Origin of the sequence: Clostridium sediminicola (assembly GCF_050402865.1) — a bacterium.
In the GTDB taxonomy this organism is placed as follows: Bacteria; Bacillota; Clostridia; order Clostridiales; family Clostridiaceae; genus Clostridium_AF; species Clostridium_AF sediminicola.
In genome coordinates, this window is record NZ_BAABMF010000004.1 from 39,405 (window position 1) to 56,661 (window position 17,257).

16 protein-coding genes and 1 pseudogene are annotated in these 17,257 nt (G+C 28.4%); 13 read left to right on the plus strand and 4 right to left on the minus strand.

Translation table 11 applies throughout. From position 1 onward, the window contains the following. Positions 1–62 precede the first annotated feature (62 nt). A complete protein-coding gene (locus ACQ3F0_RS09080) occupies positions 63–1,064 on the minus strand; it encodes a YhdH/YhfP family quinone oxidoreductase (RefSeq protein WP_428864915.1) in 1,002 nt (333 codons plus the stop codon). 333 nt (positions 1,065–1,397) lie between these two features. Here ACQ3F0_RS09080 and ACQ3F0_RS09085 point away from each other — a divergent pair, with 333 nt between their 5' ends. The 4 genes and pseudogenes from ACQ3F0_RS09085 (at position 1,398) to ACQ3F0_RS09100 (ending at position 6,105) form a co-directional block, all read left to right on the plus strand. Beyond that, the gene (locus tag ACQ3F0_RS09085; protein ID WP_428864916.1) at positions 1,398–1,835 is read left to right on the plus strand and encodes a MarR family winged helix-turn-helix transcriptional regulator; all 438 of its coding nucleotides are present in this window, start codon (positions 1,398–1,400) and stop codon (positions 1,833–1,835) included. Positions 1,836–2,054: 219 nt separating this feature from the next. Beyond that, positions 2,055–2,519 (plus strand): annotated as a pseudogene (locus ACQ3F0_RS09090) (pyridoxamine 5'-phosphate oxidase family protein). Between the two features lie 418 nt (positions 2,520–2,937). Further along, complete coding sequence (locus ACQ3F0_RS09095) at positions 2,938–3,957, plus strand: LacI family DNA-binding transcriptional regulator (protein ID WP_428864917.1); 1,020 nt, start codon at positions 2,938–2,940, stop codon at positions 3,955–3,957. A 468-nt stretch (positions 3,958–4,425) separates the two neighbouring features. Further along, positions 4,426–6,105: a glycoside hydrolase family 13 protein gene (locus ACQ3F0_RS09100; protein ID WP_428864918.1), complete on the plus strand. Its 1,680-nt coding sequence runs from the start codon at positions 4,426–4,428 to the stop codon at positions 6,103–6,105. 54 nt (positions 6,106–6,159) lie between these two features. On the opposite strand, the gene ACQ3F0_RS09105 is transcribed toward ACQ3F0_RS09100, so the two are convergent. Both ACQ3F0_RS09105 and ACQ3F0_RS09110 read right to left on the minus strand, forming a co-directional pair. After that, entirely contained in the window at positions 6,160–6,732 is a 573-nt protein-coding gene (locus ACQ3F0_RS09105) for a hypothetical protein (protein WP_428864919.1), read from the minus strand. Positions 6,733–6,760: 28 nt separating this feature from the next. Then, a complete protein-coding gene (locus ACQ3F0_RS09110) occupies positions 6,761–7,159 on the minus strand; it encodes a hypothetical protein (RefSeq protein ID WP_428864920.1) in 399 nt (132 codons plus the stop codon). A 215-nt stretch (positions 7,160–7,374) separates the two neighbouring features. Here ACQ3F0_RS09110 and ACQ3F0_RS09115 point away from each other — a divergent pair, with 215 nt between their 5' ends. The 3 genes from ACQ3F0_RS09115 to ACQ3F0_RS09125 all read left to right on the plus strand — a co-directional run bounded on the left by ACQ3F0_RS09115 (position 7,375) and on the right by ACQ3F0_RS09125 (position 10,291). Further along, positions 7,375–8,082 (plus strand): response regulator transcription factor, encoded by a 708-nt coding sequence (locus ACQ3F0_RS09115; RefSeq protein ID WP_428864921.1) that lies wholly within the window; start codon positions 7,375–7,377, stop codon positions 8,080–8,082. A 15-nt stretch (positions 8,083–8,097) separates the two neighbouring features. Then, positions 8,098–9,519 carry a sensor histidine kinase gene (locus ACQ3F0_RS09120; RefSeq protein ID WP_428864922.1) on the plus strand — a complete coding sequence of 474 codons (1,422 nt, stop codon included), beginning with the start codon at positions 8,098–8,100 and terminating at the stop codon, positions 9,517–9,519. 88 nt (positions 9,520–9,607) lie between these two features. After that, a complete protein-coding gene (locus ACQ3F0_RS09125; protein WP_428864923.1) occupies positions 9,608–10,291 on the plus strand; it encodes a YjjG family noncanonical pyrimidine nucleotidase in 684 nt (227 codons plus the stop codon). A 676-nt stretch (positions 10,292–10,967) separates the two neighbouring features. Here the strand turns inward: ACQ3F0_RS09125 and ACQ3F0_RS09130 are convergent. Next, the gene (locus ACQ3F0_RS09130) at positions 10,968–11,435 is read right to left on the minus strand and encodes a hypothetical protein (RefSeq protein WP_428864924.1); all 468 of its coding nucleotides are present in this window, start codon (positions 11,433–11,435) and stop codon (positions 10,968–10,970) included. A gap of 543 nt (positions 11,436–11,978) precedes the next feature. Here ACQ3F0_RS09130 and ACQ3F0_RS09135 point away from each other — a divergent pair. The 6 genes from ACQ3F0_RS09135 (at position 11,979) to ACQ3F0_RS09160 (ending at position 17,151) form a co-directional block, all read left to right on the plus strand. Beyond that, a complete protein-coding gene (locus ACQ3F0_RS09135; protein ID WP_428864925.1) occupies positions 11,979–12,884 on the plus strand; it encodes a CsxC family protein in 906 nt (301 codons plus the stop codon). Between the two features lie 308 nt (positions 12,885–13,192). Beyond that, positions 13,193–13,870, plus strand: a complete 678-nt coding sequence (locus ACQ3F0_RS09140; protein WP_428864926.1) for a hypothetical protein — start codon at positions 13,193–13,195, stop codon at positions 13,868–13,870. 128 nt (positions 13,871–13,998) lie between these two features. Next, the gene (locus ACQ3F0_RS09145; protein ID WP_428864927.1) at positions 13,999–14,655 is read left to right on the plus strand and encodes a hypothetical protein; all 657 of its coding nucleotides are present in this window, start codon (positions 13,999–14,001) and stop codon (positions 14,653–14,655) included. 305 nt (positions 14,656–14,960) lie between these two features. Then, complete coding sequence (locus ACQ3F0_RS09150; protein WP_428864928.1) at positions 14,961–15,875, plus strand: CsxC family protein; 915 nt, start codon at positions 14,961–14,963, stop codon at positions 15,873–15,875. Between the two features lie 19 nt (positions 15,876–15,894). Next, positions 15,895–16,347, plus strand: coding sequence for a GNAT family N-acetyltransferase (locus ACQ3F0_RS09155; protein ID WP_428864929.1), 453 nt, complete (start codon positions 15,895–15,897; stop codon positions 16,345–16,347). Positions 16,348–16,440: 93 nt separating this feature from the next. Then, positions 16,441–17,151, plus strand: a complete 711-nt coding sequence (locus ACQ3F0_RS09160; protein WP_428864930.1) for an AraC family transcriptional regulator — start codon at positions 16,441–16,443, stop codon at positions 17,149–17,151. The last annotated feature ends 106 nt before the right edge of the window (positions 17,152–17,257 follow it).

The following is a 17,257-nucleotide window of genomic DNA, read 5'->3' on the forward strand; positions in this document are numbered from 1 at the left end:
CTCAACTTTTAAAAAGTTAAGCCCCGTCCCTAAAATTTTTATTTTAGCAATATAGCATTTTCTTATATATCTAGATTTACGATAATTCTTCCTTTAGCTTTACCTTTTAATATCATATCTATTTTTTCATTTAGACCTTCTAAAGATACTTCTTCAACGTTATGTTCTAAGTTAGGAATTTTCCACTCACTAGAAAGTAAAGCCCAAAGTTTTAATCGAATATCCATTGGAGTTTCACCTGAATCTATGCCGCATAAAGTTACTCCTCTAAGTATAAATGGGTAAACTGATGACATGAATTCGTGAGATGCTACATTTCCGCAGCAAGTAACGGCTCCACTATACTTAGTAGATTTTATCGCTGTAGATAAAATATTACCACCTACAGTATCAATTACACCGGCCCATCTACTTCTAAGCATAGCTCTACCAGATTCATCATCTAGATTGCTTCTGTGAATTGTATCTTTAGCACCTAAATCTAATAGCATATCTCTTGCTTGTGGTTTTCCAGAAGCTGCAATAACGTTATAACCAAGCTTAGCTAGTATGGCAATTGAAAGACTTCCTACTCCACCAGTTGCACCTGTAACTAATATTTCTCCATCTTCTGGTTTGACTCCACAATTTATCATTTTGAAAATTGATAAAGCAGCAGTAAAACCAGCAGTACCATAAATCATACTTTCTCTCAGAGTTAGATTTTCAGGGAGCTTAACTACCCAATTAGATGGAACTCTTATATATTGACCGTATCCACCTGATGTATTCATGCCTAAATCATAGCTTGTTACTATGACTTCATCTCCCTTTTTGAAGTTTTCGTCATTACTTTCTATAATAATACCGGCAGAATCAATTCCTGGCGTATGTGGAAATTTTCTAGTCACCCCTTTATTACCTGTTGCAGAAAGGGCATCTTTGTAATTCAAAGATGAATATTTAACATTTACTAAGATATCTCCTTTAGGAAGAGAGCTAATTTCTTTTTCTTGGATATTTCTCTGGAATTTATTTTTTTCAATTTCTTTAACAACCATAGCTTTAAATTTGATATTTTCCATATATAACACTCCTTTTGAATTCTTATTAAAATTTTTAAGCTTCACTTAATATTCTGAAAAGTACAGAAAGAAACAAAGCAAACAAAAATAGTTTTACGACAAACTAATTATAAACAACTTTTAAATTTTTGTCAAAGATTTAAGTTAATTTGTAATTAATAATTCAAGATGTTGACAAGTATTTTTACTAAAGTTTATAATTGATACATTATAAGTTAATATAAATAAGGAAGAAATTTATAGGAAAGAAGATAAATATAGATATTATGAAAACTAAATTTTAACGTTATTGAATGATTAAATGTTAGAAAAATTAGAATTGGAGCGAAGATAATGAATGATAAGTATATTGTTTACTTTATAAGTAGAACAAAGAAAAAAATGATGGAATTTATAGAGAATAAATTATGGGATGAAGATTTAACGGACTTAATTCCATCTCATGGTAATATACTTACAGCCTTATATGAGAATGATGGGAAACTAACTATGAAAGAAATAGCTAGAAGGATTGGTAAAGATAAATCTACAGTTACACCACTAGTTAAGAAATTGTTAAATCTTGGATATATTGAAAAACGAAAATGTCAGCAAGATAAGAGGATTACATATATTATTCTCACTGATAAAGGAAGGGAAATTGAGATTAAGTATAAGAATATATCTATGGAAGTTTATGAAACTGCTTATAAGGGGTTTTCACAAGAAGAAAAAGAAATTTTCCTATCATTGTTAAAGAAAATGAACACAAATTTTAGAGAAGAGATTTAAGAATATTAGTTTCGTCCTCGAACTTTTTGAAAATATAATCGTATATGTGGTGAGGTTAAATTATAAGAAATAAATTTGAGTATAAAATGTATCTTAAATGTTAACAAAATGTAAAAGAAGTTGCAAAAATATTTACATAATACTAGAGATTAAGGTACCTTTATAAAGAGAAAGTGTAACATTTTTGAATTAAAGATAAACGCAGGAGGAATAGATTAAATGTTTTTAGAAATGCGTAGAAAAGAAAAGCAAATTTCTTTAGCTGAGAGTCAAGAAATATTAAAAAAAGGTGAGTATGGCGTATTATCTACTATTAGCTTAAATGGATATCCTTATGGAACACCATTAAACTATGTTTATAGTGATGGTTGTATTTATTTTCACAGTGCTGAAGATGGACAAAAAATTCAAAATATAAATCATAATTGTAAAGTTTCATTCTCTGTCGTAGGTGATGTAAAATTAGTACCTGAGAAGTTTTCTACTAAATATGAAAGTGTAATTGTGTTTGGATAAGCTAAAGCAGTAGAGGGTGAAGAAAAAGTAAATGCTCTATTTGCTTTAATTAATAAATATTCTAGTGACCATTTGGATGCAGGAAAGAAATATGTATTGAAAGATAAAAATAAGACAAAAGTAATCAAAATTGACATTCAACATATAACAGGAAAGGTATCAAGATAGATTTAAGATACACATATTGGTATAGATTCTGTTTATGGAAAATAAAAATAAGGACTGTAGAAAGAGTTGTTGTTTTATAACAAGCCTTTCAGCAGTCCATTTTGTTTTGATTCAAATTGGGGGGAATCAAAACAGTTAAACAAATTCATAAAAATAATGCTTAACAAATTCATTATACAACAAATTAATGTAGATTTCGACTCTTGAACACGTATACATTAAAAAAATACAAAAAAAATAAAGATTTGTAGAAAATTATAGGAAATTAAAGTTTTTTATGTGAAAATATTAAACAATTAATTTAATATTAACATTTTACTTTTATGATATTATTATTTACAAATAATAATATTTATGATAAATTTATATTAACGTAAGCGCTTACTAGAAGTTAACATCATACCTAGGAGAAATCAAAATGAAAATAACTATAAATGAAGTAGCAATAAAAGCAGGTGTATCTACTGCAACAGTTTCAAGAGTTTTGAACGGGCAGATAGGATATTCTGAAAAAACGAAAGAAAAAGTATTGAAAGCTATAAAGGAATTAAATTATTCTCCAAATGCCATGGCTAGAAGTTTGGCTAGTAATACAACTTCTACTATTGGAGTACTTGTACCATATATTCCAACAAGTATAGCCTCTACCATATTATATGGATTGGAAACAGTTGCTGGAGATAAGGGGTATAGCGTTATCATATCAAATACTGGACAAGATGGTGAAAGAACTACAAAATCTTTAGACCTTATGTCTGAAAAAAGAGTTGATGGCATAATAATTATTAGTGAGCCAATTAAAGAAGAATACTATGAAATTTTGAAAAATATGAAAATACCTTCAGTACTTGTTTCAACGATGTCCAATGAATATTTAATGCCATATGTAAAAGTGGATGATAGGGCGGCTGCGTATAGTGCAACACAGTTTTTGATTGAAGCAGGACATAATAAAATTGCGATGATTAGTGGTTATAAGGATGATTTAATTGCAGGAACACCGAGAATTGAAGGTTACATTAATGCTCATAAAGACTATGGTATAACAATTGATGATAGTTTAATAAAATACGGAGATTTCTCCTATAAAAGTGGTGTTAAGTGTATGGAAGAGCTGATTTCAGAAGGTATCGCAGAAGAAAAAAATAAATTTACAGCAGTGTTTGCTGCAAGCGATTATATGGCTGTTGGAGCTTTAAAGGCAGCATATATCAATAATATTAAAGTTCCAGAAGATATATCAATAATTGGATACGACAATACAGAGGTTTCTCAAATGGCAATACCTTCCATTACAGTTGTAGCGCAACCTTTTGAAGAAATGGGGCGTAAGGCTTCAGATAATCTTATAGCTATGATAGAAGGAAAAATAAAAGCAGAAAATAGTATAATGCAACATTATTTAATAGAGAGAGAATCAGTTAAAAGATTAAAATAATTTTTTAACTGTTATTTTTGAATATAACGTAAGCGCTTACTAATGAGTCGGCTTAAAAATTAGTTCTACTTTTCTTTTAAAAAATGCACGTTTCAAGCATTTTTCAAAAGAACTTAGTAGAAGTTATTTTTAAACGATCTCTTACCGTACAGGGCAGCTTAAGAATTAATTCTACTTTTCTTTTAAAAATATGCAATCTTCAAGTAAGTGTTTTTATTGCGAAACTTTATTTATAGATGTACAAAAGCTCAGGTACTTATGAGTTTTGGACTTGTATAAATAATTAGTTGAATTAAAAACTCTATATGTTTTTTGAAAGAAATCTAGTAGAACTTAATATTAAACGATTCCTTACCGGTATAGTGCACTATCAACTCAAAGATAGAATTTCTTGAATTTATCTTTGAGTAAACAATAGATCAATATTAAAATAGAATATTTATAATTAAAATTACAAGGAGGTTTATTATGAATAAAACATGGTGGAAAGAGAGTGTTGTATATCAAATTTATCCAAGAAGTTTTAACGATAGTAATGGAGATGGAGTTGGTGATTTAAGAGGGATTATTGAAAAACTGGATTATTTAAAGAAACTTGGTATTGATATAATTTGGCTAAGCCCTATATATAAATCTCCTAACGATGATAATGGATATGATATCAGTGATTATAGAAATATAATGGAAGAGTTTGGGACAATGGAGGATTTCGATGAATTGCTGAAACAGGCTCATGCTAGAGGATTAAAAATTATGATGGACTTAGTTGTAAATCACAGCTCAGATGAACATGAATGGTTTTCAGAGAGTAAAAAATCCAAAGATAATCCTTATAGAGACTACTATATATGGAAAAAAGGGAGAGATGGACAAACACCAAACAACTGGGAATCTTTCTTCAGTGGTTCCACTTGGGAATATGATGAAAACACTGATGAATACTATCTTCATATATTTTCAAAAAAACAACCAGATTTAAATTGGGAAAATGAGAAATTAAGAAATGAAGTCTATGACATGATGCATTTTTGGCTAAAAAAAGGGATTGATGGTTTCAGAATGGATGTAATTACATTCATATCAAAAGATCAAAGTTATGTAGATGGAATTGTAAATGAAGGTAAAGTATTTGGGGACGGGTCTAAGTTTTTCGCCAATGGTCCAAGAATACATGAATTTTTAAAGGAAATGAACAAACAAGTATTAAGTCAATACGATCTAGTTACTGTGGGTGAAGCACCATGTGTATCAGTAGAACAAGCTAAAGATTATGTAGGTGAAGATAGAGAAGAATTAAATATGCTTTTTCAGTTTGAACACATGGGTGTTGGCGATGGACCAGAAGGCAAATGGAGTAATACAAGCTGGAAATTAACTGAACTAAAAACAATATTGACTAAATGGCAAAAAGGTTTAGAAAACAAAGGATGGAACAGCCTGTATTGGAACAATCATGACCAACCACGGGTAGTGTCTAGATTTGGTAATGATAAGAAATATAGGGTTAAAAGTGCTAAAATGCTAGCAACATGTCTTCATATGATGCAGGGGACTCCATATATTTATCAAGGTGAAGAATTAGGAATGACTAATGTGGCTTTTGAATCTATCAAAGACTATGAAGATATTGAATCTATAAATTACTATGATGAAGCAGTTAATGAATATGGTAAAAATCCACAGGAAGTTTTGGAATCAATTTATGCAAGAGGAAGGGATAATGCAAGAACGCCTATGCAATGGGATGATTCAGAAAATGCTGGATTCACAAACGGAAAGCCTTGGCTAAAAATTAATCAAAATTATAAAGAAATCAATAGTAAGAAAGTTTTAGAAGATAATGAGTCCATTTTTTATTTCTATCAAAAATTAATAAAGCTTAGAAAAGAAAATGAGATAATAGTTTATGGTACTTACGATTTGATTCTAAATGATGATGAACAAATCTTTGCATATACAAGAACTTTAGAGGAGCAAAAATTATTAGTTATATGTAATTTTTCAGGGCAATCACCTGAATTTGTATTACCTCAAGATATAAAGTATAAAGAAAAGAAACTAATAGTGCAGAATTATCATGTAGATAACGATGAAATAGATAAATTCACACTTAAACCTTATGAAGCTAGGGTTTATATGTTAGATTAAAATTGGGGGACAGTGCTCAACTTTTTGCAAAATTTGAGCACTGTCCCCAAAAATTTATTGAAGTATTGATAGTATAGTATTTAATGCTGCATTTATTTTGTTCAAGCTTTCAGTTCTTTTACTTTGAATAGAAGTTATATTATTTAAATAGCCTCCAATTTCTTCGAAGTTTTCATTTCTAATTGCTTCTCTTATTAAATCAGACTGCTTTTTTATTGAACCTTTTGTAGATTTTAACAAAGTGCTTTCGCTCTTAATTACTTCACGCTGAGTTTTGATTAATTCTATATCTTCAGGTTGTAAAGTTGTTTCGCTTTCTTTAATTTCTTTTAATAAGGTTTTTACTGTAGATCTTTTTTCTTTTACTTCGATTCTTAAGGAAGAATTAGTTTCTTTATTTTCTTTTATTAAATCTCTCATACCCGCAAGTAATTCTTTCTTCTTAGCTGAGGCTTCTTTTTTCTCAGCAAGTGCTTCTTTTTTCTTGGCGATTAATTCTTGACGTGCAGCAACATTCTCTTGTCTACTAGATTGTTTTGTTGTTTCATCTGCATATACAGATACACTAGGGACTAAAATTGAAGCGGCAAGAAATAATGCAGATACTTTTACTCTTAAATTTTTCATAAAATACATCTCCTTTTTATATGTTAATTTAATTTAGGCTATTATTTATTAATGTTTCTGTTTCTGTACTGTCATTTATATCATCTAAGGCATTGTCCAGGTCATCTAAAATATTTGACAAATCTTCGAATGATTGGTGTGATTCGGCAATTATTTTTGATGAAGTTTCGTTATTTTCATTGCTTGTGCCACTTTCATTAGTTGAATTAGATTCGGTATTAATATCAACGGTATCATTAATATCAGTTTCTATTGTGTTAGAATTAGTATCTTCAGTGGAATTAGTTTTGCTTTCATTTACTTTTTCAATAGTTGATAAAGTTTTATTACTAGTTGAAGTATTATTTGTAGGTTTAGCTTTTCCGCAACCACCAACTAATAGTGTAGAAATCATTACTATACTTAAGATAATATGATTTTTTTTCATCTTTGAATTCCTCCTTCGTTAATCTAATTATATCAAGTAAGCTTAGGATAAATCTCCGATAAAATGTGGCAGAATTGTGGCAGAAAAATTCATTTTGTGTGACCAATATTTAGGTATGGTATAATCAAAATAGGAAATGTAAATTATTAGTTAAGGTTAATTTTAAAATGAAAAGCTTTTATGTTTATAACAAATATTTAAAAAGGAGAGTTCATATGAATCAAAAACTAATATATATAGCAGATGATGAAGTTAAAATACAAGAGCTTATAAAAATGTTTTTAAAAAAAGAAGGATATGAAGTTAGACTTTTTTCAGATGGAAATTCTTTATTAGAAGCTTTTATGAAAAGAAAACCGGATATGTTGCTTTTAGATATTATGATGCCAGGATTAGATGGGTTTACTCTTTGTACTGAAATTCGAAAAGAGAGTGATGTGCCTATTATAATAATTTCAGCTAAAGATGGAGAGGCGGACAAAATTGCAGGATTGATGTTAGGAAGTGATGATTATATGACTAAGCCTTTTAGTCCTGTGGAGCTTGTATTACGAGTTAAAAGTATTTTTAAGAGAATGGAATTTCAAAAAATTTCCCAGGAAAATAAAGCTGTAGTTGAAATTGAAGATGTAATTATAAATCCAGATGGCCGAAATGCTAATTGCAAAGGGAGGGATTTAAAGTTTACACCAATGGAATTTAATCTTCTTCATTATCTATCAAAAAACAAGAATAGGGGTGTTGGGAGAGAAGAACTACTGAATAAAGTATGGGGATTTGATAGTGAAGTGGACACTAGAGCTACTGATGATATGATAAAAAGAATTAGAAAAAAACTTACAAATGCAGGTTCTAAGCTTAAAATTCAAACAATATGGGGTTTTGGATTTAAAATAGCTCATAATAATATAGATGACAATTAGAAAAGAGGTATGTAAATGATAAAACCTAAAAAGAGCATTAAGGAAAGTATATTTATTTCACAGATGTCAACAGTATTGATAGCTTTATTCCTTACAGCTGCGGTTTTCACCTTATGTCTTAGAGTTTATATTAGAAATCAAACAAAGCAGCAGTTAATAACAGCGGGTAATTTAGTTAAAGAATCATTAAAAGCAGATACTTCTTTATTAAATTTCAATAAAGATGTAAATAATGTAAATAGGGAGTATAGGGAAAATCTTGTAAAAGTAAACAGAACGTTAAAACGAACTCAAACGTTTTTAGATATCGATTATGCTGTAGTAACTAAAAATAGTAAGGTTCTATATAATTCAAATGAAGAAAATGAGGATAATAGTACTTTAGAGGATAAGATTTTCCCTGTAATAGAAAAAAGAAAAAGAATAAAAAATAATAATGTTTTTTTCTTTAATACCTCTGATAAAAAATATGCAGGTATAAAATACCAAATCAATTTGCAAAAAGATAAAAGAAATATTAATCTGCTTATTTATTCTAATTTGGACGCGAGCAAAAGGATAACATCATTTATAACATTGATGTTATTTTTTATAATGCTGATTACAGCTATTATTGCGGTGTTTATCTCGAATTCAGTATCAAAGAAGATATCTAGGCCAATAACAGGACTTAGTAAATATGCAAAAAAAATTGGAGAGAGAGAGTATTCAACAGAGACAATAAAGCATGATAATGATGAAATTGGACAATTGGCAGAAACTATGAAGATCATGGGTGAAAAGCTTAAAGCTTACGATTATACTATGAAAACTTTTCTTCAAAACGCATCCCATGAATTAAGAACACCATTAATGTCCATTAGAGGGTATGCTGAAGGAATAAAATACGGGGTGGTTGATAGTCAAGATAAAGCTGTTGATATTATAATTGAAGAAAGCGAGAGATTATCCAAATTAGTGGAGGAATTGCTGTATCTATCGAAATTAGATTCTATGCAAGAAGAATTGGATCTAGAAGAAATTAATATTGAAAATCTTCTTAAAAGTTCTATTGAGAGGGTTAATGGAATATCAGTACAAAATAATAAGATTATCAATATATCATTAAAAGAAAGTAATATTAACATAAGCGGAGATGAAAAAAAATTAACAAGAGCTATAATCAATATTTTATCTAATTGTTTGAAATACGCAAAAGAAAAGATTTTAGTAAAAGCTGAAAAAGAAAGAGATAAAGTACTAATAACAATTATAGATGATGGAAGTGGTTTTAAGCAAAATGAAATAGAAAATGTATTTCAAAGGTTTTTTAAAGGAGAAAAAGGCAACTATGGATTAGGCCTTGCTATTACTAAAAGCATTATTGAGATGCATGGAGGAAGTATAAATGCTGAGAATAATATTGAAGGTGGCGCTTGTTTTAAAATAAGGATTTAATTTGATATTTTCTATAATGCCTCTTGCGAAGTAAGTGGGAGAAAAGTTATAATAAATCTGTTAAGTTACAAGTTATGGAGATGATGAAATGAAATATGAAGTAATTCTTTTCGATGCAGATGATACCTTGTTAGATTTTAAGAAATCAGAAGAATATGCATTTGAAAGAACAATCAGTGAATTCGATATAAAATATTATAGAAATTATCATTACAAAACTTATAAAAATATTAATAAAAAAGTTTGGGAAGAACTTGAGAAAGGCTTAATTTTAGTTGAAGATGTAAAGATAGAAAGGTTTAAAAGATTTACTAAGAAATTGAATATTTCTGTTGATCCTGAAGAGCTCAACAAGACATATCTAGATTTTTTATCCAAAACTTCTTTTTTGATTGAGGGTTCCAATGAGATATTATCCTCATTGAGTGATAAATATAGACTATGTATAATTACTAATGGATTTGCAGATGTTCAAAATAAGAGGATAAGAAATTCTAATTTAAATAACTATTTTGAAGAGATTATAATTTCTGAAGAAGCAAATGCTTCGAAACCAGATCCTAAGATATTTGAATATACATTTAAAATGTTAAATCTTCAAGATAAAAGTTCGGTATTAATAGTTGGAGATAGTTTAACTTCTGATATAAAAGGTGGAGTTAACTTTGGAATAGATACATGTTGGTATAACCCAGATAATGAGACTAATAAGAGTGATGTACATCCTAAATATGAAATCAATAAATTAAATGAATTAAATGATATTTTATAATTTTTATAAAAACTAGGGGACGGGGCTCAACTTTACAAAAGTTAAGCTGCGTCCCTGAAACTTTCTATTTCTAAGGCGTATAAGTCGACAATAGATTATGGTGAAAAGTGGTAAAATAATGATGTGTGATTAATAATAGTCTACTTATTGATTCAATTCATGGGGAAGGATTATGTTTGGAAAAGCTTTTTTATATTAAATATAAGAGTTTGAAACTTTGTAGATAGAAATTTAAAAGGTAAAAGAATTAGATTAGATTTTATGTTAAAAATAAGTACGAAGTATTTAGGGAATTGGATGAAATGGTTATGATGTGAAAGGGTATAATATAAAATAAATACATGCAATATTAGGAAGAAAGATGGGAATTAACAAAGTTAAAGGATTTCTAGTTCAACTAATAATTTATCCAAGTCCATAACTCATAAAATCTGAGATATTGGACTTGGATAAATTAAGTTTACGTAAGTTTTATCTTCATTGGTGGTGCTGTTATTTTTGATGACAATCCCTAAACGTGTCTAAAATCGTTAATACTTCGATATTTTGTACAATGTTTAACAGTAATTTAGTAATTTTATATTATCCCAAATTACTTTTTAACTTTTATATAAAGGCTGTCCACATATCTAAATCAGACAAATATAAATAATTTTAAAATGCATATAAATGTTAATTAGCAATATTGAGCAATAACAAGTACTTTAAAGTTTCGCTTTTGGCAGATATTTTCATCTTCAAAGGCAAAACAAAATTCTTTACAAATATCTACACAAGTATTTGGGCATCCTGGAATTTTAAATTTTTTAACTCTAAAACCAATAATTTTATCATCCATATTTAGAATTACTACACCTAAATTAATGAAATTTCCTGCACAGAGTCTTTTTAATTTTAACTTCAATCTTAATAGTCTTCCTTGACATTCTAAAAATACTGCTTTAGATATTTCCTTTTTTATTTCACATTTTTTAAATTCATCACTAAATGTTCCTTCACAGCAATCAGAATCACAATCTTCTTCACAGCCATAAGCACAATCAGATTTAATATCAACTGAAGAATTTTCAGCTGGATAATCATTAATTTGGATTTCTTCCTCTATTTCGTTATTTACATCTATTGTTTCGTAGTTTTCATTCACAATATTTCCCCACCTTTTTAAGTTTTAGTAAAGTAATAAGATTTTAACATCTTCATTATATATAGTATTCATAGAAGCACCTAGGTGTTAATGAATTATTATAATTAATTATAATTAGAAGTATTATTGTAATTAATAAAATATTCTCCAATCTATTATTATGACAGTGGTTGCTATTATGGCAATGGTTGCAATTATGACAATGGTTGCAATTATGACAATGGTTGCAATTATGACAAACACAATTGTTTTCAGGCTTAAAAACTAAATCTATAGTTGTTTCTTTGATAGTTTGACAAGGTTTGAATTTTATTAAATATTTTTTTTCTTTGTATAAACATTTTTTTTTTCTCACATAGCACCTCTCCTTTTTAGCGTTGGTTACTATATAATATGAAAAATTTATATAGTAGGTCACAACATATATAAATTTATTATAAATAGTTACGTTTGTGCCTTGTCCTGCATAAAATGATAATGAAATACAAAGAATTAATTTTGTTGTTTTTCTTTATATGTTAGATTAAAAAAGGAGGATATCTTATGATAAAAGATGATACAACTGCTAATTTTGAAGAGACCAATTTAACTGAAGAAGCTAATTTAACTGAATGTGATAATGAGGAACCATGTGAATCTAGAATTATTAAAACAAAAACAATGCCATGTTGTGCAAACAAATGTATGCCACCTCATGCTAGAACTCCTTATCCATTTGTAGCTAAGGTTCCTGTAGTAAAGAAAATATGCTGTGTTAATATTAATGTTAAATCATTCATTAAGCTAGAAAAATGTGCTGAAGATATTAAGGATATTGATAAAGATGTATGTATAACACAATGTACTTTATGTCCAATTCATACTCCTTATATGGAATACAAATGGGTTAAATATCAATTATTCTTAGAAGGATATGTTAAGAAAAATATAAGATATAGTTACCCAACTTGTGAAGCTGAAGGAAAAAGAGGTTGTGTAAGTGGTAAAGTATTATTTACAACCTGTAAAATTCCTTTTGAATGTTCAACAACTATTATACTACCTAACAGTTGCAAAAAAAATCTTCCATCATTCCAAGAGAAGTTTGAAACTCTTGATAAGACCAAACTTTGCAGAGATTATGATCAGCAACATTTAATGAATTACGAAAATTTTGTTGAAGTTCCTTATTGTGAATTAGTTAATTCTGTGATTTCAGAATGTGACTTTGTAAAAACTCCAAGAGTGGAAGGTAAATTTAAAAAATTAGAAGAAAAAATGGTGGTAAGCGTAACATTGAGAGTTTTACAAAATGAAGAAATGTGTATAAAACCTGGTAGATGCAGAAGACCTTGTGGATATGGTAAACATGACAAATATGAAGAGTATGATAAACAAGAAGAGTATGAAAAAGGTGAAGAATACGATAGGGAAGAAGAATATGAAAAACATGAGGACTTTGATGAATAATATAATCATTAAGTTTTTATGATTTTTGTAGTAAAAAATTATTTAAGACTCTTAATCGGTTAGATTTTGAGTCTTTTTTTTATGTATAGGAATTTATAAATTCCATCCTTCAGTGAGTAGAAGAAGCATATATAGAAAAAGTTTCATTTAAAAATCTTATAATATATGCATTTGTTCTTTGTTAAATGATTGTATATTTTAAATTCTATAAAAAATAACAAAAATTAATGCAAATGCATATAATAAACTAAACTGAAGATAATAATTGGTTAATTTATGAAAAAATATAATATAAGGGAGTGGATGTTTTGAGTTATTGCCCACGTTATAATAGAAGAAAATATTATGGACAAGGTAATTATGATGGATACTATGATAGTTATCAATGTTATGAAGATGATTATTATGATTATGAAGACTATCATAAGTATGGTAAGCAAAAAAAATATGATGGATATCAAAAGTTTGATAAATGTAGTTGCTTTGAAGAAATGAAAAAACTATTAAAAAGTTTGGTAAGTCAACATGTGGAAATAACAACTAAAAGTGGTAGAGAGTACTGGGGTTATATTCAATGTGTTAACGGCTGGCTTGTAAACTTTTTAGACGATGGCGAGGGAAGGAATATTACTTTTCCAATCCCTCAAATAGCAGCGGTATTTGGTTTTGGTGTGGAATGTGCTTGTAGAGGATGTTGTAATTGTAGAAAACCAAGAAGAAAAGAATGTTGTTGTGGTGAAGATCAACTCGGAAGATTTATAGCTTGTAAGCAAGGTTTGGTTGAAATTGTAGTTATAGGTGAAGAGAAATGGGGAGAATTAAGAGTAAGATGTGTTACTGATCAACTTGCTGTATTTAAGGATGAAGATAATGGTATGTATATTGCATTCCCACTTTGCTGTATAACTGAAGTTATAGATCAAAAATTTGGTGGAGGTTATGGAAGAAATACCAAGAAAAAAGAGTCAACTGAAAAAGATGCATAGATAATCTATAAAAGAAAAATTTATTGCAGACTCAAAATCTTTTGGATTTTGAGTCTCTTTAGATTTATAGTAAGCTTAAAAATTGGTGAAATTATGAATATAAAATATAACCTAAGGATGTGAAAGTTTTGAGTTATTGTTCATGTAACACATGTTATAATAAAAGTGGTAAATATTACGAATCAAAAAAAAGTAATATATGCAGTTGCTTTAAAGAAATGGAAAAAATATTAAGGAAACTACAAGGTCAAGAAGTCGAAATAACAACGAAAAGTGATATTAAGGCTGAAGGTATTATTCAATGCGTTAATGGTTTCTTAGTTAACATTCTTGAGGAAAAATGGATATGGCATAATAGAAGATGGCATAAGATAAAAAGAAATGTTGTTATTCCTATTGCACAAATTGCGGAAGTAAGAGGTTATGGTGTAGATTGTGCATGTAAAGAATGTTGTCGTTGTGGAGAATCTAGAAGAAAAGAATGTTGTTGTGGTGAAAATGATTTAGCTAAATTCCTACTATGTAAATCAGGATATCTGGACGTTACTCTTGAAGGTGGAGAACAATCCAATAATCTTTTAGTGAGTTGTGTAACAGATCACTTAGTTGTATTTAAAGATGAAGATAATCAAGTGTATAAATTAATGTACCTCTGTTGTATAACAGAAGTCATTGATGTACCTCCTCCTTATAATAATGGAGGTTATGGATTGTCAGAAGTAGCAGATGATGAAGACGTATTACAAATTGAAAAAGAAATTCCACAAGAAGATTCAGAAAAGTAGATTTAAAATTAGCAGCCGTATTTTGGCTGCTTTAATGTTTGGAAGGCGTATTATTTAGCCGATAGTTAAAAAACTAGTACCTATCAAATGAAGAGTAAGATGTAAACAATAGTTTTTTCGGTGATGATAGGATATAAAGCAAACTATTGTTTGTTTTTAGTCTATTTTGAATTAATAATTCATATTATAAATATAGAGATACTATACAAAATTTCGATTTTGAGGTATAGATAAATAAATAATACTTGAATTAAGTTCATGGTAGATTCTTTTTAGTATAAGTAATTAAGAAGGAGAATTCACATATGTCAAGAAGGCATAAACATAAAAGTGATTCTAAGAAAAAAAATAGGCATCCAGAATGCCAAGTTGTTAAAATTGAAGAAACTACAACTGTTGACAAAGTTATCAATAATGATAAATCAGAGAATGATAGTTTAGGGGATACCATAGAGAGTTTAAGTGAATTTGATATAGTTGATATTGAAGCAAACAATGATATTTCTCAATCAGAAGAAGGAGCAAATGATGAAGTAAGTGAAGACTATAGGGTTGAGGTTTATAAATCTTCAATCATTAAGGAATGTTCTAATGAAGTAATTAAGACTAAAAGTAAAAAGAATACAAACTCAGTTGTTTCTATGCTTCCTGTTTTATTAGCAGTTTGTAAAGTTAACATAAACTTAGAAGCAATAATTAATTTTTTTGAACCGGTTTTAGAAATATCTAAAATAAACAAAAATGTAATTTTAGAAAAATATTATTTTATGCAAGAAACTAATACATTGTTTTTGCAAGGATTTATTAGACAATATGTTGAGTATGCTTCTGTAAAATCAGTTAGAGAAAAATCGATATGTGGAGATGTAGCATATTCAATGGTGTATATTCCTTTTGAATGTTCTACAGATGTATATCTAACAACTAAAGCAAAACAATTGAAAAGAACTTCTTCAAATGAAGAGAATTACCGAAATAGTAGTACTTTTGAAGAAAATTCGTTTTCAAAAGTATATTACCATTCACAATACTTTAACAATAATGTATTTTGTGAACTTGAGTCAGCAAAAATTTTAGAGCTCAGTATAAAAGAAGATAAAGAAAAGTTGAACGATTTTTTTGTAGATGAATACACATTTAAAAAGTTGAAGGAAAAAGTTGTTGTGTCGTTAACAATTAAATTATTACAAAACCAAGAGATTTTTATTCCTGGTGATTAGTATATGAAAGGAGAAACTTTTGAAAAAGATTTTTGAAATCAAATACGAAAATTTACAAAAGTGTGCGGAACTACACAGAGAAGTATTTAATGACAAGCCATGGAACGAAAAATGGACATTAGAAACATCTTACATAAGATTATCTGATATATATAGAACACCAAATTTTATAGGTTTAATGTATGTTGAAAATGGAAATGTTATAGGAGCAGTGTTTGGCAATTGTGAGCAAATGTACGATGGCAAACGTTATTTTTTAAAAGAGATGTTTGTTGATAAAAATTTAAAAGGAAATAAAATTGGAAGTGAAATGTTAGCAGATATAGAAAAGCAGGTTAAAAAGTTTGATATAAAGGCAGTTTTTTTATTTACTTCAAGAGGAAATCATACAGATAGATTTTATTTCAAAAATAAGTACAAGATTTATAGAGAATTAGATAATATGGTTATGATGGGAAAGACAATAAAATAATTCAATGTATTTCGGGGACGGGTCTAAACTTTACTAAGAGTTGAGACCCGTCCCTAAGTAATATGATATAATAAAAAACAAGAGGTGAGTAAATTGAATGGTATAAAATGCGAAAAAAGGGTTTATACAAACAAATTGAATACTCATAATCATCCATTTGCTCAAATGATAATGCCGATACATGGAAAGCTTCATATAGAAACAGACTATAAAAACCTTTTATTGGACAAAAATTATTTATTTTTGTTGCCCCCTGAGTGTTTGCATGGTTTCAAAGCTGATAACAGTAATGAATTTTTAGTTTTAGATATACCAGAGCATATGGTTAATAAACATGATATGGATAAAATGAAAGGTGGTAACAAGATTATTCTTGATGAAAAGTGGAAGGCAATAAGATATTTATTATTAAATGAAGCATATAAAAAACAAAATTCAACTGCAATTAATAATCTGTTCCAATATTTGTATAGTTTTATTCCACAAGAAAATATTTCTGAATCTATAAAATATATTAATGAAAATTTTGCACAAGAGATAGATTTAAAAACTCTGGCGGAGATTGAGCATTATAACATTACTTACTATAGCGAGTGGTTTAAAAAGAACATGAATATTTCTCCAGTAGAATATATACAAAACTTAAGAATAGAAAAAGCTAAAGAACTTTTAGTAGATACTGATTTTTCCATATTACAGATTGCTCAAATGGTTGGATATAAACATAATTCATCTTTAACTAAAAGGTTTAAGGAGTTGGAAAAGATGACGCCAATGAAGTTTAGAAAAAGAATCCGAAAATAAGCAAAAATACATCATGAAATCGACAAAGCTTTTTTCTTATAATAAAATATAATATAAATAAGAGAATTTAATAACTACTAGCAAAGTAGTTATTTTTTATTTGGAA